Source organism: Antrihabitans auranticaus (assembly GCF_016481275.1).
Classification (GTDB): domain Bacteria; phylum Actinomycetota; class Actinomycetes; order Mycobacteriales; family Mycobacteriaceae; genus Antrihabitans.
On the sequence record NZ_JAEMNW010000011.1, the window covers coordinates 57,644 to 76,699 of the forward strand.

Genomic DNA, 19,056 nt, shown 5'->3' on the forward strand with positions numbered 1-19,056 from the left:
CAGTGTTCTGACCAGCAGATTCGCAGTTTGAGAGGCCATCAATGTCAACGTCGACCGTACGCGCAACCTACCCCGATGTTGAAATCAAGATCAGTTCCGCCGCTATAGAGGAACAGCCGTTGGTTCGGCTCGAGGTCGCCGGGGTCGCCGTAGACCTCTCCCCCGAAGCTGTGAACCGTATGGTTGCTGCGCTCGAGGTTGCCAGAGAAGGCGCAGTGCTAAAAGCCAGCGGAGTCGTATGCGTCGAGTGCGACCAGATTGCGGCGCTCCACCCCCACTACGCGGGACATGAGTTCACCACTAGCTAGTTGCGGTACGCCTTCTGATGCGGTGCGCATCGAAGGCGGTAATCTTCTGTCCCGTCGCCGTGCGCCCCTACATCGGAAAAGAGCCGTTCGTTGAAGAAAGAGGTCAAACCGACTCGCGTCGCATTGCGCCCCGGCCAGATCACGACCGACGAACTTGTCGAACTGATGCAACTTCCCGCGACCGACGCGCGGAACCTGTGGGCCGGTAAGGCCACATGGGAAGACGGAAGTGAAGCGAGACTCACAGATGTATCTGACCTCGCCCCGGTAGAAGATGCGCAGCACCTGGTGCGCCTGTTCGGCGTTTTCGAGTACGCAGACGGTTCTCAGGTCACAGTGTGTCTCAACCGATTTGAACCGTGGGTGGAAGCGAAAGGCGACACTGCGCGCGACCGCCTCTCCCAGGTTTCGCACTACTGGGCGAATCTGCCGAATAGAAGCTGGTTCACATGGAAGCTTTGGAGTTGGGTTCGGTCGTTTGCGATCTATGTCGCCTTCATGTGGTCGCTTCCCTTTGCTGTTGCGCTTTGGAATGACGGCAACAAGGCGGTGGCCTGGACCTTGGAAGGGACAGCCGTCGTACTACTGATCTTTACGAGTCTGTGCGTCTATTTCAGCAACATTCAGAAGGCACGCCGCCAACCGGTCGTACTGTCTCGCCGGAACGGCTTCACGCTCGAGCGTGTATCGCTCGTTGCGAGCGGAATAATCGCTCTCGTCGGTGGCGTTGCCGCGATACTGTTGGGATTCAAAGACTAAACGTCACTCTCAGTCCCGGTCGAATCCTTCGAGCTTCAACACCTTGAACCCCGGCGTACCGGTAAGCGCTTTCTGAGTAAATCGTTGCACTTCAACGATATTGAACATGCTTCCGTCGTATTCGATTCTGTCCGAATGGATTACATCAGAATGAAGCTCGGTGAACAGAGCCAAGTCTTCACGGTGCGAATCTCTCGAGACCACGCCAGGACTCGAGGCCCACTCTCTGCCCCCCGTAGGGGCTACAGCGCCCCGTATGTCGTGGTGCCATGCGTAGTCGTCGTCTCCGAACCGGTCGCGCGCTAGCCGTCGATGCACCCGAAACGTATCCGTAAATTGAAATTGCAACAAAATGAATCCTTACTTGGAACTGTGCGCGGGCCAACGGAACTGACTTGATTCCCGAATCGGCATCTGACCGTGAACGCCTGCCCGGTGCGCGTAACCGTGGTGGACGTAACCGTTAGCCAATAACCATTCATCAAGTTCGTTCCAGAACCGTTGCCGCGCAACCCATTTAATATCAGCAACTTGTTTTTCGACTTGAGGAGCACTCAGAAACTTCCGTTGCAACACGAATGCTTCATACTCAGCCCTGGCGAACAACACAATGCTTATGCCGTCGCGGAAACGCTCGGGTACCTGCGGTTTGTCCGGGGCTACCTTTTTGAACTGTGCCACGCTAATTACCTACGGTTGCCATTTCGGTAACCGCCACGCCTCTGCGGCCTATACACGCGCTCGTCCTCGAGAACCTCGGGAAGGCGCAACGCTGTAATCAACCTGACCTTGTGCGCCGACAACAACCGCGTTTCAACCATCAACGACTTATTGAACGGATCTTTTTCCAACTCCGATGCCAGCAAATCCAGCCTATCAACCGCTCGGCAAGCCTCGGTCAGCGTTTGTTTCTCGCTTACAGAAAGATCATAAACGGTTACAATCGACTTATAGAGGGCCTTACCGGACTCTTTCAAGCCGTTTGGATACGTTATTTTTGCCATAAAACACCTATAATTCGACTTAAAATGAATACATGCCCTGTTCAGAGCGTCATTGGAGCCCAGCGGAAAACGGGGTGCGAAATTATCTAGCCGCAGTGCTTCGCGGTACAAGAGTGACCCCCATACGGGCTCCCCCCACTCCCCTTGCAGCACAACGTATTTCATGTTTGTATTGAGTGTTGTAGCAATTGCCGGCGGCTGACCCCCCCTTGGAATAAACCAGGTGGGTGTTGAAACAGAATTAAATTCCAACACCCAACCCGGTCTACCCTTACGCATTACCGCGTCGGATTACGTGAATAACTTCTCGTTAGACGCGCCTCATGCCTCGCGATTACGGCCCCGACCTTACTAGGCGACATTCCCGTGTTATTGAATGTAGGCGCGTACGTTCCGCCACCGTTCATCGCACTTGCACCCAATCCGGCTACGCCAGTTTCCAGCATTCCCCGCACGTTTTGAGGATTGAAGAATCCGATGAAATCGGAAGCTGTTCTCTGTGCCAACGCTGCCGCTTGCCCGCTCAATGCTGCACCGGACTGCGCCCCGTGGCTCCACCATGGTCCAGCCGTCAATCCACTGCCCCAAGCACTCGAGAAGTCTCCGCCGGGTCCGATCTCGGTTGGCAGAGAATTAGGTAGGGCGCTGACGAAGGGCTGGAGTAGGTTTCCGCCAGGCAACCATTCCGGTACCTTTTTGATTCCTGCGAGTACGTCTGCCGATCCTGGTAGTTGTCCTACGGATTGTGTTCCGTATGAACTTGTTGCACCTGTTCCATATGAACTTGCACCTGTTCCAACGGAACCCCAACCAGTCGAGTACGGATCACTGGCGCTTGGTCCACCTGGCGTAGAGGCCGGTTGTCCCGGCCAGTTGGTCACCCATACCGGCGCAGCGGAACCGTCTCCACCCATGGACGCCCGACCACCCGTAAACGCCCCTGAATCGCCCGTAGAGCCACCAGAGCGCGCCGCGAAGGCCTCTTGTGCCTTGGACATTTGCGCCTGGTAATTCGAGCCGTCTGCGAATGCGGAACCCTGCACACCTTGTGCGGCTGCTGCTGGGTCCATCTTCTCGTAATCCAACTTTTTCAGTTGCTCATAGAACAGGGCTGCCGACGTGCTCGGGTCCATGCGGTCCGCCGCAGAACCCCACGAGTTCCGTTGCTGGAACGGTCCCACACTGTCGTGATCCGTTCCGACTCCAGAATGCGGAATCTCCAACGACTCCGGAACGTTCGGGTTCGCAAGGATACGTCCGCCAGATTCCGCGAAAGCGGTAGCAATCGCAATCTGAATGCCCTTGTCGGATATTCCTTGTTTGCGACCCTCGGCAATGATGGCATCAACAACGCGGTCCTGCTCGGTCGCGGCAGTCGGAACCGCCTTGAACTCACCTGTACCGCCTTGGCCGGTCCCGCCAGCGAATCCACCGAAGTTGACCGGACTCAAAGCGGCAACGTGGATATGCGTTCCGTGTTGCGCCATGGTGGATTCGCCGTAAATTGCTCTAGCTTCCGCGCCTTCGGCTTTTTCTCCGTTTACGTTGTACCAGACCTTTGTTGGATCATCGAAAATAATCTGCGCCAACTGATCACGGTTCTGCCAAAGAAAATCAAGAACACCGCCATCGGGACCAAGATCAATTGCCATCCCCTTCGGGTGATAACCCCCATCAACACCGTGATCGGTCTTGGCAGACGTAAGAACAGCATTCGGGTACTTCGAGCGAACAGCCTCGAGCAACGACATGTTGACCACACCGCCACCCATGCGGGCACGTTCCTCTTCGGTCACTAGTCCACCACGGGCGAACTTCGGCAAGAGGTTCTTGTTGATCAATTCCAGAAGTGGCAAAAACCGTTTCGTAGACTCGCTATTAATGACATATTCGCCATTCGACAAAAAGGCCATGATGCTGTCGGAAGTGCCCGAACCGGGGCCACGCACAATGCCACCACTAGCGCGCCGAACGGCACCCTGTAGACGCGTGAACGCATTCGCAAACGAACCGGTAGGAACAACTTCAACCTCGAGCCTTTTCGGTGCAATGATTTCCCGAATTTTTGCGCGGGCCTCTACGTCGTTCAAAGTTACGGTTGTGGTGCCGTCCGGCAGGTCAACAACGGTTGCGCCTAGTTCTTGAAGTCGTGCAATGTTTTCCGCTGTCGTATCCTCAATGACCACTGTTTTCGAATCCGGAACACTTCTGACAGCAATACCCATATCGTTGAACGACTGCGCACCCTGTTCGGTCAATTCGTAGGTACCGTTCAGCGTGGAGTTGAGCTCTCGAGCCCTCGCAGCCGCGTTAGCAACAGACTCACCCGTCCCGAGCATCTCGCCACTAAGCGTAGCGGCACTCTCGCCTACATCGGACAATTCATTCTTGAGTTCGGAAAGGTCAGGTAGTAGATCACCTGGTTTCGCGCCCGCATTGCGAAGACGGGTATTTACGTCCTCGACCACATTGGCGTAACGCTCCACCGCTTCAGGTACTCCGGACAGAGCCGCGCTTACCGCATCGGTGTCCAAACCATTGTTGTTCAGCCTGGCACCGTATCCACGTCGACCAGTGAAGCTATCGGTGTTCGCCAATTCATCCGCAACCACTTTTTGAAGCTGCTGCGAAATTCGATCCTTTTCAGGTTCGTTCAAACCCAACGCAGCATCGTTAAATGATTTGGTATCTATGCCAAAGGATTCAGCCCGCTCCAGCACTCCACGGTCTTGAAAGTCCTGTGCTACAGCCTTTTTCGTTCCTTCGGTGACTGCGCCCGTTGTTTCGTCAAGCGTGTCCTGTAGGGCCTTCTCCTTTTGGCGCTGCTCTTCTGCCGCTGCCGCCGCATCCTTATGCCGAGACGTGAGCAAATAGAGTCCTGCCGCGAGTCCTGCCACGATGAGCGTCAATCCGCCAGTACCGAGAGCGCCCATCAAACCGGCTGCGCCGCTCGCTGCGGCGAGACCTGCCATGCTGGTCCGAACCGCTGTAACAGCAGCTGAAATTCCAAGGATGATTGGCACAATGGTTTTCGTTGCCAACCAAGCGACGACAATGGCCTGTACCAAAGTTGTGTGTTCAGAAAGGAACTGCGCCGCACCACTGAGGAATGGCATGAGTACAGCGGACCATGCCCCGGCTGCGGTCGATGCTGCAACCAGTAGCGTCCCAATGTCTTTCAACACAGGACGCCAACGATCCATACTTTCCCTGCTGTTTTCGAAAAACTCCCGTAGTTTTCCCTGCCCTTCAAGGCCTTTAGACCAGTTGGACATACGCTCTGTAACGTCGCGTACCGTTTCGAGGAACGTTTTTCCGTCGTTGTCTGCTGCTTTAAAGATGGATGCGAGCGTAGAGCCGACGTTTTTGACAATCGCGCCCAAGTCTTTTACGGAATCAATTCCGTCCTGCATCCACTCTTTTAGCTTGCCTGTTTCGCGTGCTTTGGCGATGAAGTTTGCAAATTTCTGTGTTGCGTTGCTGAGGCCCGTTCCAAAGCTCGGAAGGAACTCGCTACCAACCGAAACGATATCTCGAATGGCTTGAACGAACGGTTTAGCAGCCCCAGTGGCGTTGTCGATGCCCGTCGACACGTTGCCCCAGATTTTCGTGAAGTCGGAAACGCTTGCATCAGAGGACAATTCGTCAAGAGTGGACCTGAACCCTTTGGCTAGTGCGGAAGCGGTTTGTTCCATGCCCTGCCGAAGTACTGGTAGACCCTTGTCGCCGAGTCGCTGCACCGAATCGGCGATTCCGTCGAATAGGTTGTTCTGCACACCTTTTCGAAGTTCTGTCCATTGCTCGGAGAACGATTTGACTACCGTCACGGTGTTCTGCGCGGACTCCGACAACTTTGCGAACGCTTCGGCAGACTTCTCGGGATCGCTAGACAGCGCGTCTTTCATCCCGGTCAGGCCAACGGTGAGCGTGCCGACTGCGGCCCCGATGCCCGCGAATACGGCTGGAAGCACTAGTCCCGCTTTGGCGAGGTCCCCGATGCTTTGCGTGACCGATGTGATTGCCGTTGCCGTCGCTGGTAGCGCACTGAGACCGAGAACCGCCGCGTTTGGTAGCAGAGCGCCGCCAAGCCCTCCACCGTTGCTGTTGCCACCGCGACCGCCAGCGCCAGGCCCGATGACCCGCGTTCGGATCAACGCCGTCCTGGTCCGTGCCAGACGTGCCAATTGCCGGTTCGCGGCGGCGGTATTCACGTCTACACCGAGAGTGACTCGTGGAGCGGACCGCTGGAACGCTGCGATCTGTGCTCGTGCTCGCGCGAAGTCAAGATCGACTTGTATCGGTTGTGTGGTGACGTTGAGTCTGGCGTTGACGGTCAGCCCGCGTGCCGCTTGCTGTAGTCGTTGACGGAAATTCGCCATGTCCGGCGCTACATCGACTTTTGCGACGATGTTCGATGCACGTAGCTCATTTTTGATCTTTGTAAAGAATCCGCGCATGGACGGATTGATCTGTAGATCAGCTTTTGCGATTATGGCCATTGTGTTACTCGTTTCAGCGGCTTTTTACCGCAAGGTTTATTGATCTATTTCGGCAGCTAGTGCTTTCAGAATGCGTTGAGCAGTGATGTTTTTTGTTCCGGCTTCGAGATGAAAGGCTTTGCCTGCGTCTGCGGATACAGTGGTAACCCATCGGTCCCGTTCGACGTGTTCGGAACTTGTTACCGATCCACGGAGTTTGCCGGTTCTGCGGGGCAATCGGGCTCGCGCTACTCGTGCCGCCGTATCGCCCTGGTCTCGCATGAACGCGTGTAGGTCGTCAGATGTGAGAAATTGTCTTACTCCCGCTCGGTTTAACGAGAAGTTTTCGAAAGTGGACATGTGAAACCTTCTTGGAATGCGCCTTGTTTGGCCACAGGATGGCCGTTGACGAACGAAATAGCGCCGGGGGTACCCTTTTACCGTCTGAAATATTCAGGGCTGCGGCCGGCAGTTGGTGCAAGGGGCGGTACAAAGTGAAATGAAAAAGGGCGGTCACCATTTACGGCAACCGCCCTTCGCTTGGAACGCACTCCTACTCTTCGACCACGGGGGGCGCGCCTGTTGTGGCAATAGCCTCTAGGTATTCGGTGAGTTCGGAGTCGGACAACGTTGCAAGGTATTTTGCAAATGCGAAATGAAGACGTTCGATCTTCGACGTGTAGTTGGGCATTACTGTTTGTTCCTTTTAGTCTTCGAATCTTGCGGTCACATCAGTCACCATGGAATGGGCCTTCTGGCGGGACACCAGCGGGAAATTATCGGCCGGTGCCTCGGTCGCGTATTGCGCGGGCTTCGGAACCCAGAAGACGGCTCTTGCATCCACCGACCAGAGCAGAAACGACAGAGCAGTATCCGGCCAAGGTGACGGACCAAGCCGGGCACCCATATCGATGATGCTGGTTCGCTTTGTCCGGATACTGTCGCGAATATCGTCAAAGTCCGCATGGTTACGAAGGATGAAGCGAAGATAGTTCAGCCGGTGACCACCGGTTAGAAATGCCTCGGCATCATTCAAGTCGTACGGTGTGATGACGTGCTGAGCTTTTCGAATGTTTTTGTACGTCACGGTATGTACAGACCCGATTCGGTTCCAAGCCTCGACACACTCGTAACCCTTGGTGACGACCTCCTCTAGCGACCGCGCTCCCTTCAACGCTGCTACGTCTTTGGTCAGGTCCGCTTGGAGGTTTTCGATCCGCTGATTCAAGTCACCTAGAATCTCTAATGTCTTTTCCTTCACGTGCTCGTCTCTGGCGTTCTCTGTCTTTGCCACTAGTTTTCGATACGCTTCCGCGATTTCACGCCAGGAGCTAGCCGTCACGTACGCATTTCCGACCGTGGTTTCGAAATCATCCGGTACCTCGAGTGCGTCTGCAACGTCCTGCACGATGGCATCTGTGGCCCCCGCTGGTTGGGTGACCAGGAACGGGCGACGCCGCTTTCTGATTTCCTCGAGGAATGTTTCGTACTTTTCGTAATCCGTTTCAGCCAACACAGATTCCCGCAGAACAGGGTTCATTTTGACCAGCGTGGGAAGGGTCGCAGGGTTGATCACTTCGTAGCCTCGCTTTCACTGCGCGGAACTTGGCCTCGCCTACGAATGACCTCGCGCGCGTGCTGCTTGGCCGCTTCGACCTTCGCATCCACGTTGTACTTCTGCTGTAGTTGGCGGTTGAGTTCGATTATTTCGGTCTTTGTGAGGTCGCGTTCTGCCACAAAGGCGTTGATTGCTTCTAGATTTTCCATTGTTCTTTTCTGTTGTTGAAAATGATGTATCGAATGTCTTTGGGTGTACGCCCCGAGTCCCAGAATGTTGAGCGCATTAGGTGAGGGATTCCACAACCCCACGTGCGGCATCAAAACAAACGGCGAAAGGGACTCGGGGGCGCACACTTGTCTTCGGTTGACCACGGCGAACGAGTTCCGTGATGTTGCTCGTTGCGGTGTTCGATCAACCAAAGTCCCTGATCAACGAAAGGTTCCATCGCGACTCTCGTTGATCGGTTCCCGTGGGCTATTCCAATTTCACGGGAGTTCAGGGGGGCGCGTGCGGTAGTCGGGTGTTTCGGCGCGGCGGATTTGAATTAGTTCGTTCAGCTTCGTTTTGGGAATCGACCAGGGCGCGCCTAGCGAGGCCTTATATGCTTCGAGGCTTTTGACCAATTGGTATACGCGGTCTCGCGATACGCCTAGGGCCTTGGCGGCTTCTGCGACGGTTACAGTTTCACCGCCGTTGTTTTTTGTGTTCATCTGTGTTTTGTTCCAATGGGTTCTGCTCGGTTTTATCGTTTCGATAAGATTAGGGTGCAAAATAAAAATGGCCGGACCAGGGCTCAGTAGCCCGTCCGACCGGAAAAACGCATTCTTGTAGTGACAAAACTATTATACCATTTATTGCGACAAATTGCCATTCATGCTGGTAGGGCTATCAATTGCTGCAAGAATTGCGCTGATCTGTTGACGTTTTATGCGTCACTCACGCCGGAAGGTATACCGAATATTCAACTTGGACGCTATATCAAGCAAGAATGCCATACCAACTTTGTCCATCTGAAACGAGATAACATGACCCAACGCCTGCCGCCGCACGCGCAATTTAGCAGCCGCTCGGGTCTGGTTGATCTTACCCTTGTAGACGACATTCAGTTCGTCCACAACCGCCTTCGCAATCTCGATTTTCAGTGACGCCAACGCATCCGCACCACTGTAACCAGAGAAGTCGTGCCACTTCCTCGGCTTCACGGTCTACCGGCCATCCTCGAGGCAATCGATTATGCGGTCGGCAAGTGATAATGCTTCCGATTCGCCAAGCTCGAATGCTAGATCGTCCAGATTGATAACAACGCAATCGGCTCGCGTCCGTACCTTAGTCGCCGGATCGTAAAAGCGGGACCGTGACCGCTTCACCCCTACATTGCTGATGCAACGGCCATGCAAGAACGCTTGAATCGCCATCAGACGCGCCGAGAGGAGGGACGAACGCAACCAGGTGCATGGACCATGTTTATGCAATAGCTAATCTCGTCCATACTGAGCGTCGATTCTGAGCCGCACACATGACATGTCCACATAAAACGCGCAGCGGCCTCGGGCGAGGATGCATCTACGCGGGTCATGGACGTTCGTTGTAGGAGCCCGGTTGTTTCGGATAATATTTTGCGTAGCCTGTTGTGCTGATTTTCATTCATTTTGATCTTGTTCTTTCAATATTTTTTGGTGACGTTGGTTAGTAGAGAGGTAGCCCGCCAGGCAGCCCCACTACGGACAATCGGAACATCGGAACCCAAAGCGGGGCAGCCTTGCGGGCAACCTCGCCCAAGAGTCCTACCGGAGTTTTGTTACCCTCCGCTTCGCTACGGGCAACCCAAGGGTGAAAATGAAACCAATCGGTTTAAAATTCTCGTTACAAATTCACGCTCTTCGAATTTGGAACAGAAGCCGACCAAGCGCGGAACAGAGCCTTGCCGCTCTGCACCGGTTTAAAGATGACGTTACATTCCAAAATTTGGTAGGGCGCTGCCCTTAGTTCTTGGTGTTACGTTTGGTTTTTTGTCAATTAAGACCGCAGGTCACTCCGTGCCCACATTTTGCATACCCCCCTTCCCCCGGAGGGGGGTGGTAGCGGCCTAAAGAGAAGGGGGTGCGAATTGTGGGCACGGTAGGGGGTGTGCCTGCCTATAGAGAAGGGGGTGCGAATTGTGGGCACGGCCGCAGAACGGAGAGGTCGATCCCGTCTGCAAGTCGGTACCGCCAACTCGACTCTTCGGTGCGAGCCAATATGCCGAGTAGCTGCAAAGATTGCAATTCTCGGTCCGTGGACTGGCGCGGCTGGTTGATACCGTTCTTAACATCTACCGTCGTTTGGTTTGGATTAGTCTCGAGCCATTTGAGTATCTGCAACCTCATCGGAGGAATGCAGTCGCTACCGCAACGTAAAACCATCGTCATCGCGTCTGCACGTTCCATCCCGATAGCCACACCGCCAAGGAATAGGCTGAGTAGCTGTTTGGCTAGACGTGTCGGCATTTCGGGAGCATTCGCCATAGACGGCTCCCTGCCGTCACGTTCAACCGCTGTGCGCGCCTTTGTGATCAGTTCCGCCGCACACAGGATTGCATTTATTTCTTGCTTGGTTGGCTTGGGCTGGTCGTCCACGTCGATACCCTCGAGAACGATTTTCACGTTGTCGGATAGTTCCGTCGCCATCGTGGATTCGTTACCGCTGCCCAACAACGCACTGCGCCCCGCTGACATGCGCACCGCCTTTGAAGTCGAGTCCATTCGGCACAGTACAAAGCGGTCGCCCATGGCGGCAATGACAGACTGCGCCCTGTCCCAGGCCGTAGTGCAAGCGGCAACTACAGTTACGCGCCCCGACCAGGTTAAGGATTTTCCGCCGTCGACACCCATTTTGCGGGTCCAGTTTCCGTCGTAAACCTCGCGGAGTGCGGCTAGGGTTTCGTTTTTCGCGTCTCCGCTTTTTGAAATAGTTGACGTGAAGTCTTTTATAACAATAATTCCATCGTCCCCAATTTCTCGGAGTAGTCCGCCAGTCGACGCCTTGGTTTGGTCCTTCGCGGGAGACGCTGACAACAGAGCGCCTTCGGAACCGATCACACTCACGGCTGTAACGTTTTCAACGGTGTGAAGAGAATCGACCGTTACCGTTTTCGCGTTTCCAGAGCCCGAGATTAGAACCAGCCACGCAGGGGAACCAGAGAGTCGATGCGCCGCCGCAGCAGCCACGGTTGCGTGTAGTGCTTGCGTGTCGTAATGCTCGCCTAGAAATTCCGTCGATACGCGCGTCAGTACCTCGAGGTTCGCCTTTTGGGCATCTCGAGATACTGGCGTGGCATTGGCTTTTTTAGTTGTGGTTTCGGTGTTCATTTTTCCTATTGGTTTTTGTTTAGACGAAAGATGTTTCGAGTTTGTAAAACTTGAGAAGGTTGTGAAGAATCGTATCCGTATCAGGACCAGGGCAACCGTGGTTAACCAGGCATAGATCGGTGCGAATCAGGACGGTTGTGCCACATACCGGGCAGGAGCAACGACCGATGAAGTCGCCCTGCTTTGTGGTGATAACACCGGTAGGCGCGACCCATTCGCTAAACGCTTTGTAATTCAATTGTTTTTCATTCCTTTTGGAGTCTTTTTGATTCAATTGTATTCAACGGTTCGGTGCCGGGGAAGTTGGGGGAACGGATACGAACGCGGGTCGAAACTTAATCCAGCGAAATCGCGTACTCTCCATCGAACATGTCCATACACATTCCGTGACGCCGCACAGCATCGAAGTCGGTTTGTTGCTCTCCGGTGCATTCGGTCCACACACTCGAAATACAGTCGTTGCACGCGACCAGGCTTACCGGTTCGGCGTCCAGTTCTGCGGGCTGTCCAACCTCCCGCCGATACAGGTACATGATCGATCTCGGCACCGGATGAATCAGGAACTCGGCTGCGCAGATGAAGCAACGCTGTCCGTCGATGTGGTCAGCGTGAACGTTGCTGAGTTGCGCGCTGTTCAGTGTGCCCCAGAAGTCGCCGGTATTCCGTACTGGTTTCATGTTGTCTAGTGTCATGGTGTTTTGAACGTGTTCATTTCGGTTTGTATTCCCGCCGCTCAAACGAAAGTAGCGGAAACGAATTAAAGGCAGGAATAGCGCGATTGAGAATCACTCATTCAGCCGAATGCTGCAACCCAGTAGATTTGCGACACGTCGTCTACATTCGTCGGTTGGCCGCGCTTCCCGTTCTGCCCGATCAGCTTCACGGCGAATGCGTTCAATGTCGACATAAATAGTTCTTGTTGTTTTGGTAGACAACGGTCGTAGCTCCGTCTGCGCCAGGGCTACCCTGACAGCATTGCGACACAACAATTTCCGATAGGCTTGCTGTGTTCATTTCCGAACGGACCTGGCCGAAGCCAGACAACCTAACATGGGTCCAACACGTGCTGTATTTCTATTGTTCCCGTCACCCGACGTGCTGAGTATGAGCTACGTCACACTTTCCACGTAATTTGCACATAGTCAAAGTTAAATGGTTGGTTTCGTTCGCTCGCTGGAACCGCCAACAGCGTCACGTCCATCAACTCAGCGATGATCTTGCCCTGCACGGTAGGCGATGCTTTCGACCAGGCTTCCGCTAGATCATCACCCTGCAAGAGCAGATCAGCGGTTGGGCTTACGGTTCTGGCTTTCACTAGCTGCTCGTCTATGTTGTTGATCTTGGCATTCAACCGCTGGTTAATGATCTTGATCTGCTCGAAGTCCCAGCCCATATCTCTATCCGCGAACGCCGCCGCCGCTGCGCGCTTCTGCTCAACCAAACTATCCCGTTCCGCTTGCAATCCAACAACATCAATCTCCACGTCGTTCCGCGCAAGGATCAAGCCAAAGTCTTCTCGACCCAGCCGCTCCACAACCAACGCGGCAATGTTGGCGTCAACATGCGCGACCTCTCGAGAAAGATGCAGGTTTCGACACCGGTACACCGCACGCCCGCGATGGTCGCTCGAAGACTCCAACGGCTTGCCGCAAGTCCGTCCTTCAACTACACGCCCGCATCGGTAGACACCGACGCCCGGGTACCGTCGCTTGAAGACGTGACTTCGCTTCCGTGACGGGTCCGCAAGTAACGCACGTACACCGTAGAACTCATCCGGGCTAACAAGCGGTTCCCACTTCCCCTGCACGCCCTCCAGAATTTTTCCCCGAAGTTCGACCAAACCGGCGTTCCTCGCACGAGCAACGACCTTGCGCACTGACACAGGAGTCCACTCGGCACCTCGAGCACTCGGTAAGCCGCGCTTGTTGAACTCCGCTGCGATACCGCGTAACGACTCGCCCCGCAACAGCTTGGCCGTCGCCTCCCTGATTGCGTCGGCCTCTTCGGGAACAGTATTCAGCCCCTCGTCCCAACCGAACGGTCTAGCGCCTCCCCGGTGCTTTCCGTCGATAGCGCGGTTCCTGTGGCTGTCGAGCATCCGTTCCCGTTGCTTCTCGATCTCGTAGCGGTTCTGCACCGCCTGGCCTCGCGCGTGAGCGCGTCCTGAAGCGCTACTCAAATCGACACTGCCGGAACGCAGCGTTTGAACCTCTACGCACCGACTTTCGACCAGATCAATCAGTCGCTCAAGCTCAAGCGGTCTTCGGTACAGCCTGTCGGTGTCGCGAATGAGTAGCGCATCAACCGCTCCGCGCTCAATCGCGTCCATCAAGCCTTCGTAGGCAGGGCGAGGTTTCTTGCCCGACGCCGTAATGTCGTTGTCCTCGAATACTTCCACCACTTGCCAGCCGCGCCGATCCGCTTCGGCTCGACAGTCGCGTTCCTGATGATCAACGCCGTGCCGGTCGCCGCCACCCTGAGTTTTCGATATGCGCACGTAGATTGCGGTTTTCATAGACTACAGACTACACAGTTAAAACTTGACGAACTAGTACTCGACCGACCACACGTCGTCGTCGGTCGGCGCGATATTCCAATCGCCGACCAGGGCGATCTGCGCGTCCGGGTCGGCGGTGAGCCAGCGCCGGCCTTCGTCGCGAAGCCGTGCCAGCCATTCCAGCTTGTACTGCAGATGCGGATCGTCCAGAGCGCGGCCGTTGGGTACGTACAGGCTCCACACGCGAACTCCGCCACAGGTCGCGGCAATCGCACGAGCATCCACGACCGGTGCGGAGAACAGGCTTTCGGTCTCGTCGCGATCGAATCCGGGTTGACCTTCGAAGGTGATCTGCACATCGTCGAGTCCGACTCGCGACGCGATCGCGACCCCGTTCCACTGGTTGAAACCAGCATGGGCGACCGTGTAACCGGCCGCGTCGAACCGCTCGTACGGGAACTGGTCGTCCCGGCATTTGGTCTCTTGGATCGCGAGTACGTCGATATCGGAGCGGTCGAGCCAGTCGATGACGCGATCGATGCGCGAGCGGACCGAGTTCACGTTCCAGGTAGCCAATCTGAGCATGGGACGGATCAGCCTTCCGGACGGGCGTAGCGGTAGTGATGGTGATCGATGAAGCCGAGCCGCCGATACATCGCGATCGCCGGCTCGTTGTCGACTGCGACCTGCAGATACGCGTGGGTGGCGCCGTTGTCGAGTCCCCACCGAATCATCCTGGCGCAGATGAGAGTTCCGAGACCGTGCCGTCGATGCTGCGGTGCGACCTCGACCGCCGTGAGGCCGACCCAGCGGCGGCCGTCCGGAGCGGACGTGATCGCGGCACGCGCGATTGCGAGCGGCTGACCGTCGACAACCAGCAGATGGCCGAACGCGACCTGCCCGTCGCGGACCGCCTCGAGCAGGCTCACCGCGGCGGGCGGCGGGACCGAGCCGCGATAGCGATACAGCGAAAGCCATTCGGGGCCGGGGCGATCTGTGATGGTGATCATTGCCGGACCGTCCGGCAGGACGATGTTGTCGATGTCCGCTGCGAGCACAGCGACCTCGTCCCACGAATGCCACCCACTCGGGACCGCGCCCAAGCGGTCGGGGAGCAGCAGCCGAAAGTCCTCGCCGCGCAGGGCGAACCACTGGCGGATCCTGTCGAGTGGCAGGGGCCCCACCGAGTCGCCCAGCGGCGCAGCGGAGTTGGCCCGTCCGGTGAAGCCCGCGCCGTAGCGCAACAGCCAACCGTCGATCCACTCCTGTTCGATGCCTGGCCAACCGTCCGCGGCGGCACGTTCCAGTGCCCGTATCTCGCTCGTGCGAATAGGTCTGGGGCCCAGCGCTTTCAGTGCGACGACGCGGTCTGCCGCGATTTCGAGTACCTCGCCGCTCTTGCTCCGCACCCGTGGCGGATCCAACGACAGCAGCTCGCCTATGACGTCCGTCACGACCTGGGCATAACCGGGTGGTAGGCGATAGCGCAGCACTACGCGCGTGCCGAGCGGAATCTCACTCGTCATCGTGGCCGAACGGATCGGGAACCTGCCCCGGAATCCAGCTCAACCCGGGCACGCCCCAGCCGTTGCGTTTGATCGCCTTCTTCGCGGCTCGTGCGTTGCGGCCGACCAGGACGTCCACGTAGAGGAACCCGTCGAGATGCCCGACCTCGTGCTGCAGCATGCGGGCGAAGAAACCGTGCGCCTCGAGCGTCACCGGATCACCGTCCTCGTCGGTGCCGGTGACCTTCGCCCAGTCTGCGCGTCCGGTCGGAAACGTCTCTCCCGGAACGGATAAGCAGCCTTCGTCGTTGGTGTCGGGGTCCGGCATCGTCTCGGGAATCTCGGACGTCTCGAGGACCGGATTGATCACGGTCCCGGTGCGGCGGATCTGATTACCGTCGGCATCGAAGTCCGGGCAGTCGTAGATGAACAGCCGCAGGCCGACGCCGACCTGGTTCGCTGCCAGTCCGACGCCGTTCGCGGCCGCAAGGGTTTCCCGCATGTCGGCCAGCAACTCCGCAAGTTCTGCGGGCGACTCGGTGACCGGTTCGGTCGGGCGATGCAGGACCGGATCGCCGTGGATGCGGATCGGAAGAATTGCCATGGTCGCCAAGAATACTGGCGTAGTGGTTCGCGACGCGCGCGCAGGAAGCCAAACGCCGACGCGTGATCATGGTTCAATGATCCCGAACAACATCCGCGTAATTCGCCTCGAATACTGGGCGGAGCGGCGGGCACTGTCAAGGGAGTGAGATGGACGGCGCAGCAGCGCGAAGCCGGAATCAGCCTGGGCCGGCCGGAAATTCGGCCAATGCCAACGAACGCGGCGCGGACGGACTCACCCGCCGTGAGCACGACATTCTGTCTTTCGAGCGGCAGTGGTGGAAGTACGCAGGTGCGAAGGAAGAGGCGATCAAGGAACTCTTCGACATGTCCGCAACTCGCTATTACCAAGTTTTGAACGCGCTCGTCGACCGGCCGGAGTCCCTCGCTGCCGATCCGATGCTGGTCAAGCGCCTGCGCAGACTGCGTGCGAGCCGCCAGAAGGCGCGCGCGGCGCGTCGGCTTGGATTCGAAGTCACCTGACACTGTCGATTAGTGTCACTGCAGTGTCGAAGGCAAATCAGTGAGCAACCCGCATCCGCCCGCCGGTGGGCCGCCGCTTCGAGCGCTCGCGATGATTCTGATTGCGCTCGGAATCGTGTTCGCCGGACTGGGTGCCCTTTCGCTGTCCAAGTCCGATTCTGATTCCGACAGTTCGTCGGCGTCGGTTTCGAGCGTCGCCCCGACTGCAAACGGCGCAACGACCGGAGGGGCGGGCAACTCGAGCCCCGTCACCAGCGCCGCGAGCGCAACGGCGGACAAGTCGGATCCGATTTCGGTCTACAACGGCGGCCAGATCGGCGGTCTCGCCGCCCGCGTCAGCACGCAGTTGGAAGAGGCCGGCTGGAACGTCGCCACGACAGCGAATTACCCCGATTCGGCGGTCGCCGCGAACTCGGTCTTCTACGACGAGGGCGCGGCAGATCAGAAGGCGGCTGCGCTCGAGATCGCCGAGGAGATAGACGCGACGGCAAAAGTGAAGACCGCCGCGATCACCTCGCTGGGCGACGGTGTCATAGTCGTCGTCGTAACGGAGTAGCCGGTTTGCAGTGTTGGCGCATTCTTACCGGCATCGCTACGGGCCGTGTAGTAGCCCGTCTATGATCAGTCCCACTTGCTCTTGCTCGCCCACCAAATGAGGAGCGGTTCCATGGCGTTGTCCAACCGTGTTCGCCTGACGTGGCGCATTGCGCCGATGGTCGCTGTCGCGGCACTCGGCCTCGCTGCCTGCTCGAACGGTCAGGATCCGACCAGCGAGAAGGGCACGACACCGCCGCCGTTCACTTCGGTCGCACCCTCGATTGCCGCCGCTGAGCAGGCAACGGGCGAACTCGAAGCGGGCTCCGGCGATTCGCTGGTTGCCGACCTGGAGAACTCGGCCGGGCAGAAGATCGGTGAGGTCACGTTCACCGAGGCCGACGGTCACGTCGCAGTCTCCGCAGACGTCACGACGCTGAGCGCGGGCTTCCACGGTTTCCACATTCACCAGGGCGGCGAGTGCGACGGCGACTTCACGTCCGCGGGCGGGCACCTGAACATTCCGGGCAACGAGTCCGGTCACTCGAGCGGCGATCTGACGTCGCTGCTGGCGCTCGAGAACGGTGAGGCCACGCTGACCACCGCTACCGACATGGTCACGCTGGAAGACATCGAGAACAAGACGATCATCGTCCACTCCGGGCCGGACAACTTCGCCAACATCCCCGCGGACCGGTACACGAACCGCGAGGGTGGACAGGGCGCGGACGCGACGACGAAGTCGACCGGTGACTCTGGCAGCAGGGTTGCCTGCGGCGTTATCAAGAAGTAGCGGTGTCCGCGGGGGGAACCCAGCACAGGGTGCCGTTCGCAACTTCGGAGCGACATACTCTCGGGGTCGAGTGGGAAGTGGCGCTGGTCGACAAGACCACGCGCGATCTGGTCAACAATGCGGCCGATGTCTTCGACGAATGCGAAGACCTGCACGCCCACGACGGCACGCCGCAGATCACCAAGGAACTGCTGCGCAACACCGTCGAATTGGTGAGCGGTGTGCATCACCGGGTCGATGAGGCGGTCGACGATCTGAGCGGCACGATGGACGTCGTCCGGCGTGCGGCCGACAAACTCGGCGTCGATCTGTTCTGCGCCGGTACGCATCCGTTTGCGCAATGGTCGACGCAGCAGCTCACCAAGTCGCCGCACTACGAAGAGATGATCGAACGTACGCAGTGGTGGGGTCGGCAGATGCTGATCTGGGGCGTCCATGTGCATGTCGGACTCTCCCACCAGGAGAAGGTCTTCCCGATCCTGAACTCGCTGCTCCTGCAGTACCCGCATCTGCTCGCTCTGTCCGCGTCGTCGCCGGTGTGGGCCGGATTCGATACGGGCTATGCCAGCAACCGAGCGCTGATGTTCCAGCAGCTGCCGACCGCCGGTTTGCCGTTCCAGTTCGAGAACTGGTCCCAGTTCGAGTCGTTCGTGCACGACCAGGTCAAAACCGGCGTGATCGACCACATCGGCAGCATGCACTGGGACATTCGGCCGGCTCCGAAGTGGGGAACGATCGAGGTCCGCGTCTGTGACGGCGTACCTTCCCGCGCCGAACTCGGTGCGCTCGTCGCGTTGATCCACTGCCTCGTCGTAGACCTCGATACGCGCCTGGAAAACGGCGAAACGTTGCCGAGCATCCCGCCGTGGCACGTCCAGGAAAACAAGTGGCGCGCCGCACGGTACGGGCTCGATGCGGAGATCATTCTCGATGCGGACAGCAACGAGAGGCTCGTCACGGACGATCTGAACGATCTTCTCGAACGGCTCGCGCCTACCGCGCGCCTCCTCGGGTGCTCCGACGAACTGGACCGAGTCGCCGAGATTCCGCGACACGGTGCGTCCTACCAGCGACAACGCAAGGTCGCAGCCGACAACAACGGTGATCTCGTTGCGGTCGTCGACTCGCTGGTCCGGGAGCTCGACAGCTGAGAACCGCGGGCGCGGATTCGTTGCCCACAGTTC

The 19,056-nt window shown here is 57.5% G+C and carries 18 protein-coding genes and 1 pseudogene; 6 read left to right on the forward strand and 13 right to left on the reverse strand.

The window, feature by feature from the left end; genetic code table 11:
• Window positions 1-41 precede the first annotated feature (41 nt).
• Window positions 42-308, forward strand: coding sequence for a hypothetical protein (locus JGU72_RS28215; RefSeq protein ID WP_199687616.1), 267 nt, complete (start codon window positions 42-44; stop codon window positions 306-308).
• Between the two features lie 90 nt (window positions 309-398).
• Window positions 399-1,067, forward strand: coding sequence for a hypothetical protein (locus JGU72_RS28220; RefSeq protein WP_199687617.1), 669 nt, complete (start codon window positions 399-401; stop codon window positions 1,065-1,067).
• Window positions 1,068-1,427: 360 nt separating this feature from the next.
• Here JGU72_RS28220 and JGU72_RS28225 read toward each other — a convergent pair whose 3' ends face one another.
• The 13 genes and pseudogenes from JGU72_RS28225 to JGU72_RS28280 form a co-directional block, all read right to left on the reverse strand.
• Entirely contained in the window at window positions 1,428-1,748 is a 321-nt protein-coding gene (locus JGU72_RS28225; RefSeq protein WP_199687618.1) for a hypothetical protein, read from the reverse strand.
• Between the two features lie 5 nt (window positions 1,749-1,753).
• A complete protein-coding gene (locus tag JGU72_RS28230; protein WP_199687619.1) occupies window positions 1,754-2,071 on the reverse strand; it encodes a hypothetical protein in 318 nt (105 codons plus the stop codon).
• A 278-nt stretch (window positions 2,072-2,349) separates the two neighbouring features.
• Window positions 2,350-6,570 (reverse strand): single stranded DNA-binding domain-containing protein, encoded by a 4,221-nt coding sequence (locus tag JGU72_RS28235; RefSeq protein WP_199687620.1) that lies wholly within the window; start codon window positions 6,568-6,570, stop codon window positions 2,350-2,352.
• Between the two features lie 685 nt (window positions 6,571-7,255).
• The gene (locus JGU72_RS28240; RefSeq protein ID WP_199687621.1) at window positions 7,256-8,125 is read right to left on the reverse strand and encodes a hypothetical protein; all 870 of its coding nucleotides are present in this window, start codon (window positions 8,123-8,125) and stop codon (window positions 7,256-7,258) included.
• Window positions 8,122-8,316, reverse strand: a complete 195-nt coding sequence (locus JGU72_RS28245) for a hypothetical protein (RefSeq protein ID WP_199687622.1) — start codon at window positions 8,314-8,316, stop codon at window positions 8,122-8,124. Before JGU72_RS28245 ends, JGU72_RS28240 begins: the two co-directional genes overlap by 4 nt.
• Before the next feature lie 279 nt (window positions 8,317-8,595).
• Window positions 8,596-8,820 carry a helix-turn-helix domain-containing protein gene (locus tag JGU72_RS31480; protein ID WP_374101167.1) on the reverse strand — a complete coding sequence of 75 codons (225 nt, stop codon included), beginning with the start codon at window positions 8,818-8,820 and terminating at the stop codon, window positions 8,596-8,598.
• Window positions 8,821-9,042: 222 nt separating this feature from the next.
• The gene (locus JGU72_RS28250; protein WP_199687623.1) at window positions 9,043-9,312 is read right to left on the reverse strand and encodes a hypothetical protein; all 270 of its coding nucleotides are present in this window, start codon (window positions 9,310-9,312) and stop codon (window positions 9,043-9,045) included.
• A 933-nt stretch (window positions 9,313-10,245) separates the two neighbouring features.
• Window positions 10,246-11,457, reverse strand: a complete 1,212-nt coding sequence (locus JGU72_RS28255; protein ID WP_199687624.1) for an ArsR family transcriptional regulator — start codon at window positions 11,455-11,457, stop codon at window positions 10,246-10,248.
• 335 nt (window positions 11,458-11,792) lie between these two features.
• Window positions 11,793-12,134, reverse strand: coding sequence for a hypothetical protein (locus JGU72_RS28260; protein WP_199687625.1), 342 nt, complete (start codon window positions 12,132-12,134; stop codon window positions 11,793-11,795).
• A gap of 437 nt (window positions 12,135-12,571) precedes the next feature.
• A complete protein-coding gene (locus JGU72_RS28265) occupies window positions 12,572-13,972 on the reverse strand; it encodes a recombinase family protein (RefSeq protein ID WP_199687626.1) in 1,401 nt (466 codons plus the stop codon).
• A 48-nt stretch (window positions 13,973-14,020) separates the two neighbouring features.
• Window positions 14,021-14,539: pseudogene (locus tag JGU72_RS28270) on the reverse strand (exodeoxyribonuclease III); the annotation flags it as partial.
• Window positions 14,540-14,547: 8 nt separating this feature from the next.
• Window positions 14,548-15,480 (reverse strand): N-acetylglutamate synthase, CG3035 family, encoded by a 933-nt coding sequence (locus tag JGU72_RS28275; RefSeq protein WP_199687627.1) that lies wholly within the window; start codon window positions 15,478-15,480, stop codon window positions 14,548-14,550.
• Window positions 15,470-16,063 (reverse strand): peptide deformylase, encoded by a 594-nt coding sequence (locus tag JGU72_RS28280; protein ID WP_199687628.1) that lies wholly within the window; start codon window positions 16,061-16,063, stop codon window positions 15,470-15,472. The genes JGU72_RS28275 and JGU72_RS28280 overlap by 11 nt, the downstream gene beginning before the upstream one ends.
• Window positions 16,064-16,212: 149 nt before the next feature.
• Here JGU72_RS28280 and JGU72_RS28285 point away from each other — a divergent pair, with 149 nt between their 5' ends.
• From JGU72_RS28285 to JGU72_RS28300, 4 genes are all read left to right on the forward strand, one after another.
• Window positions 16,213-16,545 (forward strand): DUF3263 domain-containing protein, encoded by a 333-nt coding sequence (locus JGU72_RS28285; protein ID WP_199687629.1) that lies wholly within the window; start codon window positions 16,213-16,215, stop codon window positions 16,543-16,545.
• Between the two features lie 40 nt (window positions 16,546-16,585).
• A complete protein-coding gene (locus JGU72_RS28290; RefSeq protein ID WP_199687630.1) occupies window positions 16,586-17,101 on the forward strand; it encodes a LytR C-terminal domain-containing protein in 516 nt (171 codons plus the stop codon).
• Between the two features lie 111 nt (window positions 17,102-17,212).
• Window positions 17,213-17,872 carry a superoxide dismutase family protein gene (locus JGU72_RS28295; RefSeq protein WP_199687631.1) on the forward strand — a complete coding sequence of 220 codons (660 nt, stop codon included), beginning with the start codon at window positions 17,213-17,215 and terminating at the stop codon, window positions 17,870-17,872.
• A gap of 2 nt (window positions 17,873-17,874) precedes the next feature.
• Window positions 17,875-19,023 carry a glutamate--cysteine ligase gene (locus JGU72_RS28300; RefSeq protein WP_307828641.1) on the forward strand — a complete coding sequence of 383 codons (1,149 nt, stop codon included), beginning with the start codon at window positions 17,875-17,877 and terminating at the stop codon, window positions 19,021-19,023.
• The last annotated feature ends 33 nt before the right edge of the window (window positions 19,024-19,056 follow it).

What these genes read in the sequence shown, in the direction of transcription:
- JGU72_RS28215 (WP_199687616.1), top strand. Translation starts at nt 42, where the DNA reads ATGTCAACGTCGACCGTACGCGCAACCTACCCCGATGTTGAAATCAAG.
- JGU72_RS28230 (WP_199687619.1), bottom strand. Translation starts at nt 2,071, where the DNA reads ATGGCAAAAATAACGTATCCAAACGGCTTGAAAGAGTCCGGTAAGGCC.
- JGU72_RS28235 (WP_199687620.1), bottom strand. Translation starts at nt 6,570, where the DNA reads ATGGCCATAATCGCAAAAGCTGATCTACAGATCAATCCGTCCATGCGC.
- JGU72_RS28245 (WP_199687622.1), bottom strand. Translation starts at nt 8,316, where the DNA reads ATGGAAAATCTAGAAGCAATCAACGCCTTTGTGGCAGAACGCGACCTC.
- JGU72_RS31480 (WP_374101167.1), bottom strand. Translation starts at nt 8,820, where the DNA reads ATGAACACAAAAAACAACGGCGGTGAAACTGTAACCGTCGCAGAAGCC.
- JGU72_RS28255 (WP_199687624.1), bottom strand. Translation starts at nt 11,457, where the DNA reads ATGAACACCGAAACCACAACTAAAAAAGCCAATGCCACGCCAGTATCT.
- JGU72_RS28260 (WP_199687625.1), bottom strand. Translation starts at nt 12,134, where the DNA reads ATGAAACCAGTACGGAATACCGGCGACTTCTGGGGCACACTGAACAGC.
- JGU72_RS28265 (WP_199687626.1), bottom strand. Translation starts at nt 13,972, where the DNA reads ATGAAAACCGCAATCTACGTGCGCATATCGAAAACTCAGGGTGGCGGC.
- JGU72_RS28275 (WP_199687627.1), bottom strand. Translation starts at nt 15,480, where the DNA reads ATGACGAGTGAGATTCCGCTCGGCACGCGCGTAGTGCTGCGCTATCGC.
- JGU72_RS28280 (WP_199687628.1), bottom strand. Translation starts at nt 16,063, where the DNA reads ATGGCAATTCTTCCGATCCGCATCCACGGCGATCCGGTCCTGCATCGC.
- JGU72_RS28285 (WP_199687629.1), top strand. Translation starts at nt 16,213, where the DNA reads ATGGACGGCGCAGCAGCGCGAAGCCGGAATCAGCCTGGGCCGGCCGGA.
- JGU72_RS28295 (WP_199687631.1), top strand. Translation starts at nt 17,213, where the DNA reads ATGGCGTTGTCCAACCGTGTTCGCCTGACGTGGCGCATTGCGCCGATG.